This window comes from Mycobacterium paraseoulense, from assembly GCF_010731655.1.
Classification (GTDB): Bacteria; Actinomycetota; Actinomycetes; order Mycobacteriales; family Mycobacteriaceae; genus Mycobacterium; species Mycobacterium paraseoulense.
Genome location: NZ_AP022619.1, coordinates 4,064,729 through 4,079,750 on the forward strand (window position 1 = coordinate 4,064,729; position 15,022 = coordinate 4,079,750).

General features: G+C 68.4%; 16 protein-coding genes. 6 read left to right on the top strand and 10 right to left on the bottom strand.

What is annotated here, in order from left to right; genetic code table 11:
- Positions 1–5: 5 nt before the first annotated feature.
- Positions 6–677: an SDR family oxidoreductase gene (locus G6N51_RS18910; RefSeq protein WP_083171150.1), complete on the top strand. Its 672-nt coding sequence runs from the start codon at positions 6–8 to the stop codon at positions 675–677.
- Between the two features lie 11 nt (positions 678–688).
- On the opposite strand, the gene leuS is transcribed toward G6N51_RS18910, so the two are convergent.
- Positions 689–3,601, bottom strand: a complete 2,913-nt coding sequence (gene leuS / locus G6N51_RS18915; RefSeq protein ID WP_083171380.1) for a leucine--tRNA ligase — start codon at positions 3,599–3,601, stop codon at positions 689–691.
- Positions 3,602–3,779: 178 nt separating this feature from the next.
- On the opposite strand from leuS, the gene G6N51_RS18920 reads away from it, so the two are divergent.
- Positions 3,780–4,955, top strand: coding sequence for an LpqN/LpqT family lipoprotein (locus tag G6N51_RS18920; RefSeq protein WP_083171152.1), 1,176 nt, complete (start codon positions 3,780–3,782; stop codon positions 4,953–4,955).
- A 65-nt stretch (positions 4,956–5,020) separates the two neighbouring features.
- Positions 5,021–5,362 carry a hypothetical protein gene (locus tag G6N51_RS18925; protein ID WP_083171154.1) on the top strand — a complete coding sequence of 114 codons (342 nt, stop codon included), beginning with the start codon at positions 5,021–5,023 and terminating at the stop codon, positions 5,360–5,362.
- An 11-nt stretch (positions 5,363–5,373) separates the two neighbouring features.
- On the opposite strand, the gene G6N51_RS18930 is transcribed toward G6N51_RS18925, so the two are convergent.
- Positions 5,374–5,976, bottom strand: a complete 603-nt coding sequence (locus G6N51_RS18930) for a YqgE/AlgH family protein (RefSeq protein ID WP_083171156.1) — start codon at positions 5,974–5,976, stop codon at positions 5,374–5,376.
- 141 nt (positions 5,977–6,117) lie between these two features.
- On the opposite strand from G6N51_RS18930, the gene G6N51_RS18935 reads away from it, so the two are divergent.
- Entirely contained in the window at positions 6,118–7,437 is a 1,320-nt protein-coding gene (locus G6N51_RS18935) for an MFS transporter (protein WP_083171383.1), read from the top strand.
- Positions 7,437–8,210 (top strand): TIGR03084 family metal-binding protein, encoded by a 774-nt coding sequence (locus tag G6N51_RS18940; protein WP_083171386.1) that lies wholly within the window; start codon positions 7,437–7,439, stop codon positions 8,208–8,210. Before G6N51_RS18935 ends, G6N51_RS18940 begins: the two co-directional genes overlap by 1 nt.
- A 123-nt stretch (positions 8,211–8,333) precedes the next feature.
- Here G6N51_RS18940 and G6N51_RS18945 read toward each other — a convergent pair whose 3' ends face one another.
- Positions 8,334–8,654 (bottom strand): DUF2710 family protein, encoded by a 321-nt coding sequence (locus G6N51_RS18945; protein WP_142274915.1) that lies wholly within the window; start codon positions 8,652–8,654, stop codon positions 8,334–8,336.
- 68 nt (positions 8,655–8,722) lie between these two features.
- The gene (locus tag G6N51_RS18950) at positions 8,723–10,522 is read right to left on the bottom strand and encodes a DUF5631 domain-containing protein (protein WP_083171158.1); all 1,800 of its coding nucleotides are present in this window, start codon (positions 10,520–10,522) and stop codon (positions 8,723–8,725) included.
- A gap of 82 nt (positions 10,523–10,604) precedes the next feature.
- On the opposite strand from G6N51_RS18950, the gene G6N51_RS28795 reads away from it, so the two are divergent.
- The gene (locus G6N51_RS28795; RefSeq protein WP_167528593.1) at positions 10,605–10,748 is read left to right on the top strand and encodes a hypothetical protein; all 144 of its coding nucleotides are present in this window, start codon (positions 10,605–10,607) and stop codon (positions 10,746–10,748) included.
- Positions 10,749–10,761: 13 nt separating this feature from the next.
- On the opposite strand, the gene G6N51_RS18955 is transcribed toward G6N51_RS28795, so the two are convergent.
- The 6 genes from G6N51_RS18955 to G6N51_RS18980 form a co-directional block, all read right to left on the bottom strand.
- On the bottom strand, positions 10,762–11,073 hold the full coding sequence (locus tag G6N51_RS18955) for a DUF2694 family protein (protein ID WP_083171160.1): 312 nt from the start codon (positions 11,071–11,073) through the stop codon (positions 10,762–10,764).
- Entirely contained in the window at positions 11,070–11,387 is a 318-nt protein-coding gene (locus G6N51_RS18960) for an ESX-1 secretion-associated protein (protein ID WP_083171392.1), read from the bottom strand. Before G6N51_RS18960 ends, G6N51_RS18955 begins: the two co-directional genes overlap by 4 nt.
- A 50-nt stretch (positions 11,388–11,437) precedes the next feature.
- Positions 11,438–12,793 carry a DUF4226 domain-containing protein gene (locus G6N51_RS18965; protein WP_083171162.1) on the bottom strand — a complete coding sequence of 452 codons (1,356 nt, stop codon included), beginning with the start codon at positions 12,791–12,793 and terminating at the stop codon, positions 11,438–11,440.
- A gap of 142 nt (positions 12,794–12,935) precedes the next feature.
- Positions 12,936–13,298: a DUF4226 domain-containing protein gene (locus G6N51_RS18970; protein ID WP_083171164.1), complete on the bottom strand. Its 363-nt coding sequence runs from the start codon at positions 13,296–13,298 to the stop codon at positions 12,936–12,938.
- A 16-nt stretch (positions 13,299–13,314) separates the two neighbouring features.
- Positions 13,315–14,130, bottom strand: coding sequence for a C40 family peptidase (locus tag G6N51_RS18975; protein WP_083171166.1), 816 nt, complete (start codon positions 14,128–14,130; stop codon positions 13,315–13,317).
- Entirely contained in the window at positions 14,127–14,897 is a 771-nt protein-coding gene (locus G6N51_RS18980; protein ID WP_083171168.1) for a helix-turn-helix domain-containing protein, read from the bottom strand. Before G6N51_RS18980 ends, G6N51_RS18975 begins: the two co-directional genes overlap by 4 nt.
- Positions 14,898–15,022 lie beyond the last annotated feature (125 nt).

The window sequence follows — 15,022 nt, forward strand, 5'->3', positions numbered from 1 at the left end:
GGTACATGCCCACTGCACTCATCACCGGCGCCGGTGGCGGCATCGGTTCCGCGATCGCCACGGCGTTGGCGCCCACCCACACCCTGCTGCTGGCCGGTCGGCCGTCCGACCGGCTCGACGCCGTCGCGCAGCGGCTCGGGTCGACGACGTTTCCACTGGACCTGACCGACTCCGGTGATATCGAGGCCGCCTGCGAGATCGTGGACGAACTCGACGTGCTGGTGCACAACGCCGGCGTGTCGATCCCCGGTCATGTGGCCGAGTCCAACGTCGACGAGTGGCGCGCCACCTTTGCCGTCAATGTGCTAGGGCCGGTGGAACTTACGTTGGCGTTGCTACCTGCGCTGCGGCAGGCGCACGGTCAGGTGGTGTTCATCAACTCCGGGGCGGGCCGCAACGTTTCGCCCGGCATGGCCTCGTACTCGGCCAGCAAGTTCGCGCTGCGCGCCTTCGCCGACTCGCTGCGCGCCGACGAGCCCGAGCTGCGGGTGACCACGGTCTACCCCGGCCGCACGGACAGCGAGATGCAACGCGAGCTCGTCGAGTACGAGGGCGGGACGTACGACCCCAGCAAGTTCCTCCGGCCCGAAACTGTCGCGGTCGCGGTCGCCAACGTGGTGGCTACGCCCCCAGACGGCCACGTCCACGAGGTGGTGCTGCGGCCCACGGGCCGGTGACTCGTCGGCCGCTAGACGACCAGGTTGACCAGCCGGCCCGGGACCACGATGACCTTGCGCGGGTTGGCTCCGGCCAGGAATGCCCGAACCTTTTCGTCCGACAACGCCGCGGCCTTCAGGGTGTCCTGATCGGCGTCGGCGGCCACCACTACTCGCCCCCGCACCTTGCCGTTCACCTGGACGGGGTATTCGACGCTGTCGTCGACCAGGTAGGCCGGGTCGGCCTCCGGGAACGGGCCATGCGCCAGCGACGTGGTGTGGCCCAACCGCAGCCATAGCTCCTCGGCCATGTGCGGCGCCAGCGGCGCCAACATCAGCACCAGCGGCTCGGCCGCCGCCCGCGGCACCGCGTCGCGGTGCTCTTTGGTGAGGTGGTTGGTGTACTCGATCAGTTTGGCGGCCGCAGTGTTGTTGCGCAGTGCGGCATAGTCTTCCGACACTCCCGCGATGGTGCGGTGCAACGCTCGCAGGGTGTTGACGTCGAGCTCCTGCTCCCCTGCCACATCGACTACCCGCGTCTCGCCGGTCTGCTCGTCGACCACGAGGCGCCACACACGTTGCAGGAAGCGGTGCGCCCCGACGACGTCCTTGGTGGCCCATGGGCGGGAGGCCTCCAGCGGACCCATCGACATCTCGTACACCCGCAGCGTGTCGGCGCCGTACTCGTCGCAGATCTCATCGGGCGAGATCGAGTTCTTCAGGCTCTTGCCGATTTTGCCGAATTCCTGGAAGACCTCGATCTCGCCGTCCGGACCCCGGTAGAAAAAGCGGCCGCCGCGCTCGAGCACCTCGTCGGCCGGAACGTAAGACCCGCGCGAGTCGGTGTAGGCGAAGGCCTGAATGTAACCCTGGTTGACCAGGCGGCGGTACGGCTCCCGGGAACTGACGTGGCCCAGGTCGTATAAAACCTTGTGCCAGAACCGGGCGTACAGCAGGTGCAGCACCGCGTGCTCGGCGCCTCCCACGTAGAGGTCGACGCCGCCGGGATCCTGCGGGCCGTGCTCGTCCGGTCGCGGTCCCATCCAGTAAGCTTCATTTTCCTTGGCGCACAACCGTTCCGAGTTGTGCGGATCGGTGTATCGCAGTTCGTACCAGGAGCTGCCGGCCCACTGCGGCATCACGTTGGTGTCGCGGGTGTAGGGCTGCAGGCCGTCGCCGAGGTCCAGGTCGACATGCACCCACCCCGTCGCCTTGGCCAGTGGTGGCGACGGCTCGCTGTCCGCGTCGTCGGGGTCGAACAGCACCGGCGAATAGTCGGGCACGTCGGGCAGCTCGACGGGCAGCGCAGCCTCGTCGAGCGCGTGGGCGCGTCCGTCGCCGTCGTAGACGATCGGAAACGGCTCACCCCAGTAGCGCTGCCGGGCGAAAAGCCAGTCCCGCAGCTTGAATTCGATCCGCGCCCAGCCGCGGCCGTCCGCCTCCAGGCGGGCGGTGATCGCCTCCTTCGCCGCGGGCACGTCCATTCCGTCGAGGTAACCGGAATTGACCAGAACACCGTCACCGGGGTATGCGGCCTCCGAGATATCTCCTCCCGCAATGACTTCCACGATCGGCAGCCCGAGCTCCCGGGCGAAGTCCCAGTCGCGCTGGTCGTGGCCGGGGACCGCCATGATGGCGCCGGTGCCGTAGCCGGCCAACACGTAGTCGGCGATGAAGATCGGTACCGGCTTGCCGTTGGCGGGGTTCGTCGCGTAGCTACCCAGGAACACGCCGGTCTTGTCCCTGTTCTCTTGACGCTCGAGGTCCGACTTCGCCGCGATCGCCTGCCGGTAGGCGGCGACCGCCTCGCCCGGCGTCGCGGCCCCGTAGGTCCACCGCGCGTCGGTCCCCTCCGGCCAGCCGGCGGCGATCAGGCCGTCGACCAGGTCGTGCTCGGGAGCCAGCACCAGGTAGGTGGCGCCGAACATGGTGTCCGGCCGGGTGGTGAACACCTCGATGTCGACCGTCTCGCCGCCGGCGTTGATCGCCGCGAACAGCGCCCGGGTGCCGGTGGAGCGGCCGATCCAGTTGCGTTGCATGGTCTTGACCGGATCCGGCCAGTCAAGCAGTTCCAGGTCGTCGAGCAGGCGGTCGGCGTAGGCGGTGATACGCATCATCCACTGCCGCAACCGCTTCCGGAACACGGGGAAGTTGCCGCGATCGCTACGGCCATCCGCGGTGACCTCTTCGTTCGCCAGCACCGTGCCTAGACCGGGACACCAATTCACCATCGAGTCCGCGCGGTAGACCAGTCGGTGGCTGTCGATCACGTCGGCGCGCTCCCCCACCGACAGCGCGGCCCAGTCCCGTCCGTCCTCGAGCCTCCTTGCGCCCGAGTCGAATTCGGCGATGAGCTCGGCGATCGGGCGCGCCTTGCGGGCCGAGGTGTCGAACCAGGCGTTGTAGATCTGCAGGAAGATCCACTGCGTCCACTTGTAGAACTCGACGTCGGTGGTCGAGAAGCTGCGCCGGCTGTCGTGGCCCAGGCCCAGCCGGCCCAGTTGACGCCGGAAGTTCACGACGTTGGCCTCGGTCCGGGTGCGGGGGTGGGTGCCGGTTTGCACGGCGTATTGCTCGGCGGGCAGCCCGAAGGCGTCGAAACCCAACGCGTGCAGGACGTTATGTCCAGTCATCCGGTAGTAGCGGGCGTACACGTCGGTGGCGATATAGCCCAGCGGGTGCCCGACGTGCAGTCCCTCGCCCGAGGGATAGGGAAACATGTCCTGCACGAACAACTTGTCGGCGGGGACAGGGGTGCCGTCCGTCGGGGCCAGCGAACCGACCGGGTTGGGCACGTTGAACGTGCCGAGCCTCGCCCAGTTCTCCTGCCAGGTGCTCTCGATACGGCCCGCCAGCGCCGCCGTGTAACGATACGTCGGCGCATCGGAGTCCGTCTGAACGGCACCGGGGTTGTTCCCGGGGGCGGCGGTCGGGGAGTCGGTCACCTGAACAGGGTATAAGGGCGGCCTCGGCCCGACCCCCGGCCACAGGATGGTCTCGGTTCCGTTGCGCACCGATCAGAGGTTCATCCCATCTCGATTTCGGGCCTATTCATCGCCTTTGACCTGTAGTTACAGTCGGCCTCTAGCTGCTGGCAGTGCGCCATTGGAAGGACCGACGCAGATGATCGAGATCGTCCCCGCCCACCGTGCGCTCCTCGGGGGTATGGTCGCCGGCCTGATCGGCATGGCGGTTTTCACTTGCGCCCAGGCATCGGCAGACCCCGTGCTTCCCGCACCATCACCCGTTCCCGTGCTCCCGGCACCCGCGCCGCAGAACGTCACCGCCGTGCCGGGACAGGCACCGACCAACCGGCTCCTCGCCGCCCCCCCGGCGTCGAATCCCGTCGCGTCGCCGACGGCCCCGGGTGCCGCGGCCCCGGTCGCGCCCGCCGCGCCGGTGGCCCCCGCGGTGACCCCGGCCGCCTCGGGCACCATCCGCGAATACCTGGAGTCGAAGGGGGTCAAGCTCGAGGCGCAGAAGCCCCAAGGGCTCAACGCGCTCGACATCACCCTGCCCGTGCCGGCGCGCTGGACCCAGGTGCCCGACCCGAACGTGCCCGACGCGTTCGCGGTGATCGCCGACCGGCAAGGCAGCAGCATTTACACCTCGAATGCCCAGGTGGTGGTGTACAAGCTGGTCGGCAATTTCGACCCGCGAGAGGCCATCTCCCACGGTTATGTCGACAGCCAGAAACTTCTCGCCTGGCAGCCCACCAACGCCTCGATGGCCGATTTCGGCGGCTTCCCGTCCTCGATCGTTGAAGGCACCTACCGTGACGGCGACATGACGCTGAACACGTCGCGGCGTCACGTCATCGCCACCTCAGGGCATGACAATTACCTGGTCTCGCTCGCAGTAACCACCGATCGCGCGGTCGCCGTGGCCGACGCACCGGCCACCGACGCGATCGTCAACGGCTTCCGCGTGACCGTTCCCGGGGCGCCCGTCCCCGCGCCGGTCCAAGCGCCCGCGGCCTCGCCGGTCGGGCTGACCCCGGCCCCGGCGCCGGTTGCACAAAGGCCGGCCCTGGCTCCGGTCCCCCAGGCCCCGGTCTCGCAAGTTCCGGTCGCGGCCCCGGTCGGGCAAGTACCGCCCATGCCCCCGATCGGGCAGGCACCCGTCACCGCTCCGGTCGGCCAGGCACCCGCCGTGGCCCCGCTCCGGCAGACCTCGGCCACCGCCCCGGTTGGCCTGCCGGTGCAGGCGCCCATGCCCAGCCGGCAGCCCACGCCAAACCTGCTGGCCCTGGTTCCCGGGCTGCCCCCGCTGCCCAACTTCTCGTTTTTGCAGCACTAGGCCCACGGCCCCGACCCCTCGGAGCCGACTGAGCGGACGGGGGTTCGGCCTCGTATTGTGAGGCCATGCTGATTGCGGGCCTGCTGAGCATGTGTGCGGCGGTCGCCTCCGCCGGGTTCGGGACCTGGTCGCTGGCGCGCCCCCGGAATGTCGACCCCACCGCGCTGGCGCTGCGGTCCATGGCTCCCGCTCAACTGGCGGCGGCCATCATGCTTTCCGCCGGGGGGGTGGTGGCGCTGGCGGCCCCTGCGCACACGGCGCTGGTGGTGCTGATCGTCTGTGTCATCGGCGCCTTCGGAACGCTCGCCGCCGGGTCCTGGCAGAGCGCGCGCTTCGCACTGCGACAAGAGTCGGCCGCGCCGGCCTGCGCGGGGACCTGTGCGGGCTGCGCGCAGTCCTGCCACTGAGCCCGGCGGGGCTAGTTGCGGCTGAGGTCGATCGGATGGGTGGCCAGCAGCGACAGCGGCAGCGGCTGGCGGCGCAGCACCTGCCCCCACAGGTCGGACCTCGACCCCGCGAGAACGTCAGAGGGCAACGCGGACAAAACGATCCAGTCGTCGCGTTCGATTTCGCCTTCCAGCTGCCCGATGGTCCATCCGGAGTAGCCCGCGAAAATCCGCACCCCCTCCACGAAGGGCGCGATCGTGTCGGGGTCGGCGTCGAGGTCGACCATCACCACTCGGCCATCCACATGCCGCAGGCCCGCCACGCCTTGCGGATCGGCGCCAACGCGCAACGCCGCCAGGCATAGGGCCGCGTCGCGCTTCACCGGACCGCCGATGAACATCGTCTTCGGCTTGGCCGCCAGTTTGGTCCACTGCGGTAAGACGTTGTACACCGCGGTCTCGCTGGCGCGGTTGAGCACCACACCCAAGGTGCCGCCATCGTTGTGCTCGACGATGTAGATCACACTGCGCCGGAACGTCGGTTCGAAAAGATCGGTGTTGGCCAGCAGCAAGGTACCCGCGCGCACCCGCTGCGCGGCCGGCGCGACATAGTCCTCTGGATCCTCGGGCGGCACCCCACCATCATCGCATCCGGCGGTTGCCGCTCGGGGGAATCAAGCGCGGGGCGTGAAGATTTGTACTGTTGGTAAGTCGGCTCGGACGTGACGAGCTTGCTAGCCCCCCTCTTGGAAGTCGGTTTTGTGATCCAATCCCGGATGCACTCAAGCGCACCCGCCGAAATCTGGCGGTCGGTGCGCAGTTTGCCGGAATTCTGGCGGCTGCTGCAGGTGCGCATGGCGAGTCAATTCGGTGACGGGCTGTTCCAGGCGGGTCTGGCCGGGGCGTTGCTGTTCAATCCGGACCGGGCCGCCGATCCGATGGCCATCGCGCGGGCGTTCACCGTGCTGTTCCTGCCTTATTCGCTGTTGGGTCCGTTCGCGGGAGCGCTGATGGACCGTTGGGACCGGCGGCTCGTGCTCGTCGGCGCCAACGCCGGCCGCGTCATCCTGATCGCAGCGATAGGCACCATCCTGGCCGTCCGGGCCGGCGATCTGCCGCTGTTGTTGGGCGCGCTGTTCGCCAACGGTTTGGCCCGGTTCGTCGCTTCCGGGCTCTCGGCGTCGCTGCCGCACGTCGTGCCGCGCGAACAGGTCGTGACGATGAACGCCGCAGCCAACGCGGCCGGGGCCGTCGCCGCCTTCATCGGCGCCAACTTCATGCTCGTGCCCCGGTTCGTATTCGGCGCCGGTGACAAGGGGGCCTCGGCGATCATCTTCCTCACCGCGATCCCCGTCGTGATCGCCTTGCTGCTGTCGTGGCGGTTCGGCCCTCGTGTCCTCGGCCCCGACGACACCAAGCGGGCGATCCACGGACCGGTCATCTACGCCGTGGTCACCGGCTGGCTGCACGGCGCGCGCACGGTGGCGCAACGGCCGACCGTCGCCGCGACCTTGTCCGGCCTGGCCGCCCACCGGATGGTGATCGGCATCAATTCCTTGCTGGTCCTGTTGCTGGTCCACCACATGACCGACCCCGAAGCCGGGGGATTGGGCACCGCGCTGGTGTTCTTCGGCGCCGCGGGTCTGGGCGCATTCCTGGCCAATGTGCTGACTCCGCCCGCGGTCCGTCGCTGGGGGCGCTATGCGACGGTCAATGGTGCTTTGGTGATGTCGGCGATCATCGAAGTCGCCGGCGCGGGATTACTGCTACCGATCATGGTGGCTTGCGGCTTCTTCCTCGGTGTGACCGGGCAGATGGTCAAGCTGTGCGCCGACTCGGCGATGCAGATGGATGTCGATGACGCCCTGCGCGGGCACGTGTTCGCCGTGCAGGACGCGCTGTTCTGGGTCTCGTTCATCGTCTCGATCACGGTGGCCGCGCTGTTGATTCCCGCCGACGGCCACGCGCCGGCTTTCGTCCTGTTCGGCTCGGGGGTGTACCTGGCCGGCCTGGCCATGCACGGCGTCCTGGGCCGGCGGGGCGAGCAGGCGAATAATCGCTACCCGGCGGCGGCAACCGACGAGCGGAGGCAATGATGGCGGGTCCCGAACCGATCGTGGCTGACCTACGGGCCGAAAGCGATGAGCTCGACGCCCTGGTTGCACCGCTGCCGCCCGAACGCTGGGCCGATCCGACGCCCGCGCCCGGCTGGACAATCGCCCATCAGATCGGGCATTTGTTGTGGACCGACCGGGTCGCGCTGACCGCGGTCACCGACGAGGCCGGGTTCGCCGAAGAGCTCAAGGCGGCGGCCGCCGACCCAGCCGGCTTCGTCGACGCCGGCGCCGAAGAGTTGGCGGCTCTTCCGCCGGCCGAGCTGCTCGCCGATTGGCGGGTCACCCGCGGCCGATTGCACGACGACCTGCTGATGGTTCCCGCCGGGCGAAAACTTCCCTGGTTCGGCCCCCCGATGAGCGCGGCGTCGATGGCTACCGCGCGGTTGATGGAGACGTGGGCCCACGGACTGGACGTGGCGGACGCGCTGGGCGTCAAGCGGGTGGCCACCGACCGGTTGCGGTCGATCGCTCATCTGGGGGTGCGCACCCGCGACTACGCCTTTTTCGTGAACAACCTCCCCGCTCCGGCCGAGCCTTTCCTGGTCGAGTTGCGGGGACCCAGCGGCGACACCTGGAGTTGGGGACCGCCCGACGCCGCCCAGCGGGTCACCGGTTCCGCGGAAGACTTCTGCTGTCTGGTCACTCAGCGCCGCTCGCTCAGTGCCCTCGACATCACCGCGCACGGGCCCGACGCCCAGCGCTGGCTGGAGATCGCGCAGGCCTTCGCCGGCCCGCCCGGCGTCGGTCGATGAGCGCGCCGGCGCGCGAAGAGAGCCGGCGCCCACGGACCGAGCGTCGGTCGATGAGCGCGCCGGCGCGCGAAGAGAGCCGACGCCCACGGACCGAGCGTCGGTCGATGAGCGCGCCGGCGCGAGTTAGTGCAGCGGTCCGCCGTAACTTGCCCGGTTCTCGGCCTCGGCCTCTTCCCGCAGGGCCGTGATCGCGAGGTTCAGTCGGTCGGCGAGCTCGCCGTGGGCATATCCGGTCATCACGCCGGGATGCAGCGTCAGCTTGAGCAACCGTCCGTCGGCATTGGCCACGGCAAAGATGTCGCCGAGATCGACGCTGTAGGTGACGGCCTCGGCCTGCGCCACAAGGGCTTCCCACTTGTCGGCGGCCTCGCTCAGTTCGCGAAGAACCGACTCGACGAGATCCTTGTCGCTGAGATTCGCGCGACCGCCCGAACCCGACACGATCACAGTATGTCGACCCCTCCAACCAGCGTCAATTCGACAATTCGTGGGCCAGGGGCAACTCCGATCGCCTAGGCGTCGGGCGGCGGGCCGGCGAGTTTCCGATACCAGGCGAGGTGGTAGTTCGCCGATATCGCGTCACCGCTGGCGAGGCCTTCGGTGGCCGCCATCAACAGGCACTTGAGCAGAAGTGCCGGATTCACGGTCGGGTATTGGACCAAGAGCTGGTAGCGCGCCGTATCGAGGTGCACCCGCAAGACATCGACCTCCTGGTCGATGATCACGGCGTCCGCGGCGGCCGCATCCGCCAGCCTCTGCACGATCCGGGGAAGCCCGTCGAAGCGGCGCGTGGTCTCGCTCAGCGCCCTGCCCAGGTCCTCGATCGCGGGCAGCTCGCGCGGTTCCACAGACGATTTCGTCGCGGCGAAGTCCGCCGAGCGGCGCAGCGAATCACCGGGGGCATAAGTCACGACGCGTACCGCGTCGCCGATCAACGCCCCGACCCTGCCGGTGCGTGGCTCGGGTTCCAACAACCGCACGCCGGCCGGAAGGGTGATGCCTGCAGGTATCCAGCCGTGGGCGAGATCGGTGACCAAGACCGTCGTACCGTCGGCGCGCTCGCCGACCGCCCAATTCAGCCGCGGCTCCTGGCGGACCACATACTCGAGCAATCGGTTCAGCCGGTCGACCTCGAAACCCGTTGCAGTGGGGCGTTTTTCGCGGGGCAGGCCGGGGGACTCCCGGGGAATCCGCGGTTCGTCGTGCCCGGCAGCGGGCTCGCCGACGAACGCGTGGTGGCGACCGGCGTCCGCCGGTTCGTCGACGACGGGCTCGGCCTCGGTGATCGCGGGGATGACCTGTGTCTCGGCAATCGAAGCCGCCGCTGCGGTGTCGGCGGGTTCCGGCTCCTGCTGGGCCTCGTCCGGTCCCGGCGCCGGCTCCGCCACGTCGACATGGTGGCGACCGGTGGCGACGGGCGCCCAATCCATCGCGGGCACGCTGTCGGCGGGCTCGTCGACGACACGTTCGACTTCGGTGATCGCGGGGATGACCCGCGTCTCCTCGACCGCGGTCACCGCGGCATCGTCCTCCGGCGGCCACTCGGGCTCGTCCTGGCGCGGTGCCGGCTCCTGCGCCTCCACGTAGTGGCGACCGTTCGCGAGGGACTCATGACCGGCTTCCACGTCCTCGGCCGGCGCTTCGGCGACGTGCTCCACTTCAGCCAAGCTCGGGATGACCTGCGTCTCCTCCATATGCTGGATTTCCGGCACATCCGGCATTTCCGGCGCGGTCGCAGCCTCCGCCGCGATCTCCTGTGCAGGGGTTTCACGCGGCGGCGGCCCGGGCTCGTCCCCTGTCGGCATCACGGGAGGCGGCCTGTCGGCGACCCGCCAGCGCGGCTTACGCACCGTCCTGGTGGGCGCTTCGGAAGGTCGCGCGTCCGTGACAGCAGGGATGATCCGGGTCTGCTCCATGTCCGACGACGGCGGCTCGGCGAATTGCGGACGTGGATACCCGGCGTTCACCGAGTGCAGCTGGCGAATCGTCGATTCCACGCGCCGCACGGCGCGGGCACGGGCCTCATCGATGACCCGTGCTTCTTCGGCCTGGCGGGGCAGATCTGCCAATCCCGCACGTTTGATCATCCTCAGCTGCTGGTTGGCGTTGTCGGCGATTCGTTGCAGGTCGACCTTCAGATACTCTGCGAGCGTGGCGTTTTCGGTGGTGAGCGTCGCAAGCTCGGCAGGCCAAAGCCCACCGATCACCCAGGGGGTGCAATCGATGGGAGAGCTAAAGGCCGGCATCGCCAGTGATTCCCGGGTAGCTCTCCGGAGGCGCTGACGCGCCGTCATCCGACCGAAGATCGCCACCGGTTAAGCGTACCGGCAGCTGACGAATCGCTTATTCGGTCAGTGAATTGTGCAGCTGTGACGGCCTGGGTAGCGTGGGGATATGGCTGAATCTGCGCTGCAGCAGCAACTCGACGAAGTGCGTGCCCTGCTCGCTCGCGCACGAGAGTTGTTCGGCCCCAATCCCGTCGAGCCGCCCACCGATATCGCTCCGGATCCCCGGGCGGCCAAGACCTGGCTGCTGTAGGGCCCGAAACCGGCTACCGTGCGGTGCCGCGGCGGCGCAGTTTATGCGCAAGCAACTTCTCGATCGCCGTATCAAGATCGCGCGGAGTGGGAACCTCCGCCGAGGGGGTATGCCCGGCCGCCAGGATTTCGTCGCGAATCTCCAGCAATGCCTTGAGGCAAGAAACGTCGGCGGTCAGCAAAATGCCACGTGCCAGCGTCTCGGCGTCGGTCTCCATCGCCTCTTCGCTCAGCGCGACGCTGTGCATGTAGCCGCCGCGGCAGGAGCGGACGAGGATGTGCCCACTCGGGTGAACGGTGTCAAAAGCGGGATTCGCGTCCGTCATCGACCGCGGTCGGCAATGCCGCCGAGGTTGCGCGCCGACTCCTGCTCGTGCTGCTCCCACATCGCCGCCGACGCCGCGAGTTTGTCCGCCAGGTCGGCGTGGTCGGCGGCTTGTTGTTCGTAGCACTGGCGTCGGAGTTCGAGCAGTTCGCGCCCGGCGTCGCGTAGTTCACCGAAGATCGGGCCCAGCGAGTCCAGGCTTTCCTGTATCGCCTCATGCGACGACGGGACCGTACGCAAGTACTCGGAGGTTTCCTGGTGACGCGCGGCGGCTTGACGCAAGTGCGTGGGAACCACATGGATCGAATCTGCCATCCGCTGTCTCCTGTTCACGGTTGCCGGCCAGACCGGCGTGATCACTATTGTCAGGTGGTCGACGAACTCGCCGGCCGTGTGGGTGTCGGTGTGTCGGGCTTCGCCGGCGCGGTCACGGCCGACGCCGGTGGATGCTCCCAGCCTAGAAAGGCCGGCCCGCTCACGGTGGCGATGTCTTGAATTCGGCCATCGAGAAGGGCCTTGCCCGGGCCGAGGGCAAGTGCGTGCCGGTCGACGAACATCCCGATGTCCGCCGGAGCCACGCGCGACGCGTCGATCGGTTCGGTGACCGCCGTGCCCGGCGGCGGAATCGTTATTCCCTGCTGTTGAAAGGCATCTGATATAGCCACCCCACCAACCGCGGCTTTGATCGCCGCCGCTAACTGGGGGCTGGCCGCGGTCACCGTCTCACCGTCGGGCAAGGTCACGGTGGTGGGACCGGCCGGTGCCGGCTCGTCCCCATCCGCCGGCACGTCAATGGGGGCGTCACCGTCTTGTGCGCCTGATTCATCTGATGAAGCGTCGGCCTCCGGATCCGGGTCTTGCCCGGACTCCAGCGGGCCGCCGTCGTCGAGGCCGGGCAGGGATTCGCCGCCCTGCGGGGCGGGAAGCGGGAACCCGCCCGGCGTGGCGCCGAGACTCGGCAGTCCCGGGCCGAGGCTGGGCAGTTGCGGCAACATCGCAGGCATGGGCGCCGCCGGGGCGGTCACGCCGTCCGGCACACCCATTCCGTCATCGGGTGCTGGGCCCGGATCGTCGGCCAGCAATGAATCCAGCAGCGGATCCCACTCGGCATCATCCGCCGACGGCTGGGTTTCGGTATCGGCGCCGGAGGCCCGGCCCGGCGGGCGCTCGTCGGGGCCGTTCGGCTGGGTCTTCGATGCGTCGTAGAGCGATGTCCATGCGGCCATCAGAGCTGATTTCGACGTGTCGTCCAGGCTGGCGCTGAGGACCACCGCGCGAATGTCTCGGAGTTTGCCGATCAGAAAGCGCTGGAAGTCTCGCGCTCCGGCCGGGGTGTCCAGATCCGATCGCGTCCGTACCGCGGCTTCGGTGTCGTGCTGCAACTTGGCCAGCGCCTGGCCGCCATCGACGGCGTTCAGGTGGGCATTCAAGATGGCGGTAATCACCTGCATGTCGAGCTGGGAGCTCGACGAATTCTGGTGTGCCAAAGCGGCTTCGGCGCGCGCGATGGCTTCCGCCGCTTCACCCTTCTCCCCACCCGGGGGCGTCGCGTGTTGCTGACGGATCTTGCCCACGATCGCCTGAAGCTGTTCGGGGCGCGTCGTCGGGGCGATCACGGCGGCCAGCTCACCGGGCGATAGGCCCGCCTGCCACGCGTTCGGGTCACCGGTGCGATCTCGCGCATATTGCACCGCGGCAAGCAGCTCCTCGTACGCCGACATCTAGGCGACCGGCGCTGCATGCACCGCACGTGTTTGCGGGATGCGTTGCGGCCCCTCCATGTCCGGCGACAGTACCCAGACATCTGGCTGCCGACAATTCACTGCGCAGGGCGACTGTGGATGACACTGCGACCGCGCCGTGCTAGCCGTTCTCGGGGGCGTACTGGTCCCGAAGACCGTCCAGGACAACCTTTTTCGCTTGACTGAGTTCGCGTGCATGTTCGACGACCGCTGCGATCTCGCGCTGTTTGGCCAGCAGGAATCTTTGAAACTCCCGCGCGCCCATGGGCGTATCGACGGCGAGGCCCGCTTGGTGCGAGGTGGCGTGGTCGATCTGCTCGGCGATGGCATCCAGCCGCCGGGCACCCTCCCGCATCGCGGCATGAGCGCTGGTGAGCACCTCCGCCAGCACGCGGTCGGCGTCGGCGGCCGTGCCATGCCGGCCGGCCAACGCCGACTGCCGCGCCTGCATGGCGGCTACCGAAGGTCCGGCTTGTTCGGTCATCGGTTCACCCTGTTCGTCATAGCGGTCGGCGGATAGCGACGTTGGCGCCCAGCCGGCTGATCCGAACCGAAGCACCCGAATACGGCGCTTCGATCACCAGGTTGTTGCCGATGGCCAGCTGAACGTGCCCGGGGTGGGGGAAGACGAGATCACCGGGACGGACTTGCGAACGAGGCACCGGGATCCCGTCGTTGATCTGCTGATAGGTGGTGCGGTCCAACCGAATTCCGGCTTGCGCGTAGCTCCACTGGACCAGGCCCGAACAGTCGAACTCGTCGGGCCCCGTCGCACCCCACACGTAGGGCCGACCCAGGCGTGACAACGCGGCGCGCACCGCGGCTGCGGCTCGCCCGGTCAGCCCCGATCCGGCGACGCGGTGGCGCAGGAGTTGGTAGCGCAGTGCCCGCAGTTCCGCGAGGTGTCGTCGGGACCGTAATCGGGCCGACAAGACGTGCGCGCGTTGTGTCCGAAGTCGCGCCGCGCGGCGGCGCATCGCCTCGCGCTGCGCCATCGGTGTCGTCGGGACCACAGCGTCGGCGCGGGCCTCTTCGAGGACGGTCCGGGTCAAATCGCGGGCCTGGTCCCGATCCCGCTGGGCTCCGGCGATGACGTTTGCCGCCGCGGCGTCCGTCGCAGCGGCGGCCGCGAGGCGTTGCCGACTGTGATCCGCGGCGAGCCGATAGCCACCGTGTCCCAATCCGTCGCTCAGCTCCGCGGCCGGACGCAAGAGGTCGCGGTAATGCCCGATGCCGGCATCCAACGACGGGGCCCGAGTACTACCGACGAACATGTCGTGAGCACGGCTCAATGCCGCGATCTCGCTTCCGTTCACTGCGCCTCCTCGCCTTGGCGGCCTTCGGCTTCGACGGCATCGGTGAAGGCGCGCACGCGGGGGAGTGCCCCGGGCGGGATAACCCCCCGGTTGCGAATGTCCCAGATCTCCTCGACGTCGACCCCGACCAGGGCTGCGATGATCGTTTCCGGCAGTGACGAGCGCGCGCAGGCCCTGTCGAAGCGTGCGCTCAAGCTGGTAGGCATCCGCTTGAGCAGGGCCGTGCGGGTGGCCTCGAGGGCTTGGAGGTGCTCCATCAGGCGGTCGGTGGAGTCCGCGCCGGCATTCACCGCGACCCGCCAGGAACCGGCGGCGAGCATCTCGGCCTTCACGCACTGAGCGATCACAGACAGAATATACGTCTCATATTCGTTTGATGTTGTCGCAGGCAACCGATCGATGACGGACTTGAGCGCTTCGAGCTGAGCTTCGGCGTAACCTTCCAGCACTTCGGTGTCAGTGTGCCGGTCCACGATCACGGGCCCGGTGCGCCTGGCGGGCACGGCGGCGGGCGGCTGCGCGGCCATCAGCCGGGCCAGTTCGGCATCCGGATCGGCGGCCACCAACAGCCGGGAATAGGTGCCCGGGGGGAGGCCAAGTCCGTTCTCAACCTTCTGAACTGTGCTTTTGTGTGGCTTACGGGCGCCGCGCTCCAGGAAGCTCAGCCCCATGATGCTGACACCGGTCGCGGCGGCAAGGTCGGCCAGTGACCAGTCGCGCGACTCTCGTAAAGCGCGGATCGCCGCGCCGGCCGATTCACGGCTCACCGCACGCTCCGGCCATAGGCCGGATAGTACACAGCGCAGGCCGTATCGCTCCGTATATACGTTTTTGTCACGTTTCTCTTGCGCGCCGCCCGTCTATCTGTATACGCTTCTATCTACGTTTCGCG

Excerpts from the sequence above, each read along its gene's own strand:
- G6N51_RS18970 (WP_083171164.1), bottom strand. The coding sequence starts at position 13,298 with ATGACCGAACAAGCCGGACCTTCGGTAGCCGCCATGCAGGCGCGGCAG.
- G6N51_RS18960 (WP_083171392.1), bottom strand. The coding sequence starts at position 11,387 with ATGGCAGATTCGATCCATGTGGTTCCCACGCACTTGCGTCAAGCCGCC.
- G6N51_RS28795 (WP_167528593.1), top strand. The coding sequence starts at position 10,605 with ATGGCTGAATCTGCGCTGCAGCAGCAACTCGACGAAGTGCGTGCCCTG.
- G6N51_RS18965 (WP_083171162.1), bottom strand. The coding sequence starts at position 12,793 with ATGTCGGCGTACGAGGAGCTGCTTGCCGCGGTGCAATATGCGCGAGAT.
- G6N51_RS18910 (WP_083171150.1), top strand. The coding sequence starts at position 6 with ATGCCCACTGCACTCATCACCGGCGCCGGTGGCGGCATCGGTTCCGCG.
- G6N51_RS18955 (WP_083171160.1), bottom strand. The coding sequence starts at position 11,073 with ATGACGGACGCGAATCCCGCTTTTGACACCGTTCACCCGAGTGGGCAC.
- G6N51_RS18935 (WP_083171383.1), top strand. The coding sequence starts at position 6,118 with ATGCACTCAAGCGCACCCGCCGAAATCTGGCGGTCGGTGCGCAGTTTG.
- G6N51_RS18940 (WP_083171386.1), top strand. The coding sequence starts at position 7,437 with ATGGCGGGTCCCGAACCGATCGTGGCTGACCTACGGGCCGAAAGCGAT.
- G6N51_RS18920 (WP_083171152.1), top strand. The coding sequence starts at position 3,780 with ATGATCGAGATCGTCCCCGCCCACCGTGCGCTCCTCGGGGGTATGGTC.
- G6N51_RS18925 (WP_083171154.1), top strand. The coding sequence starts at position 5,021 with ATGCTGATTGCGGGCCTGCTGAGCATGTGTGCGGCGGTCGCCTCCGCC.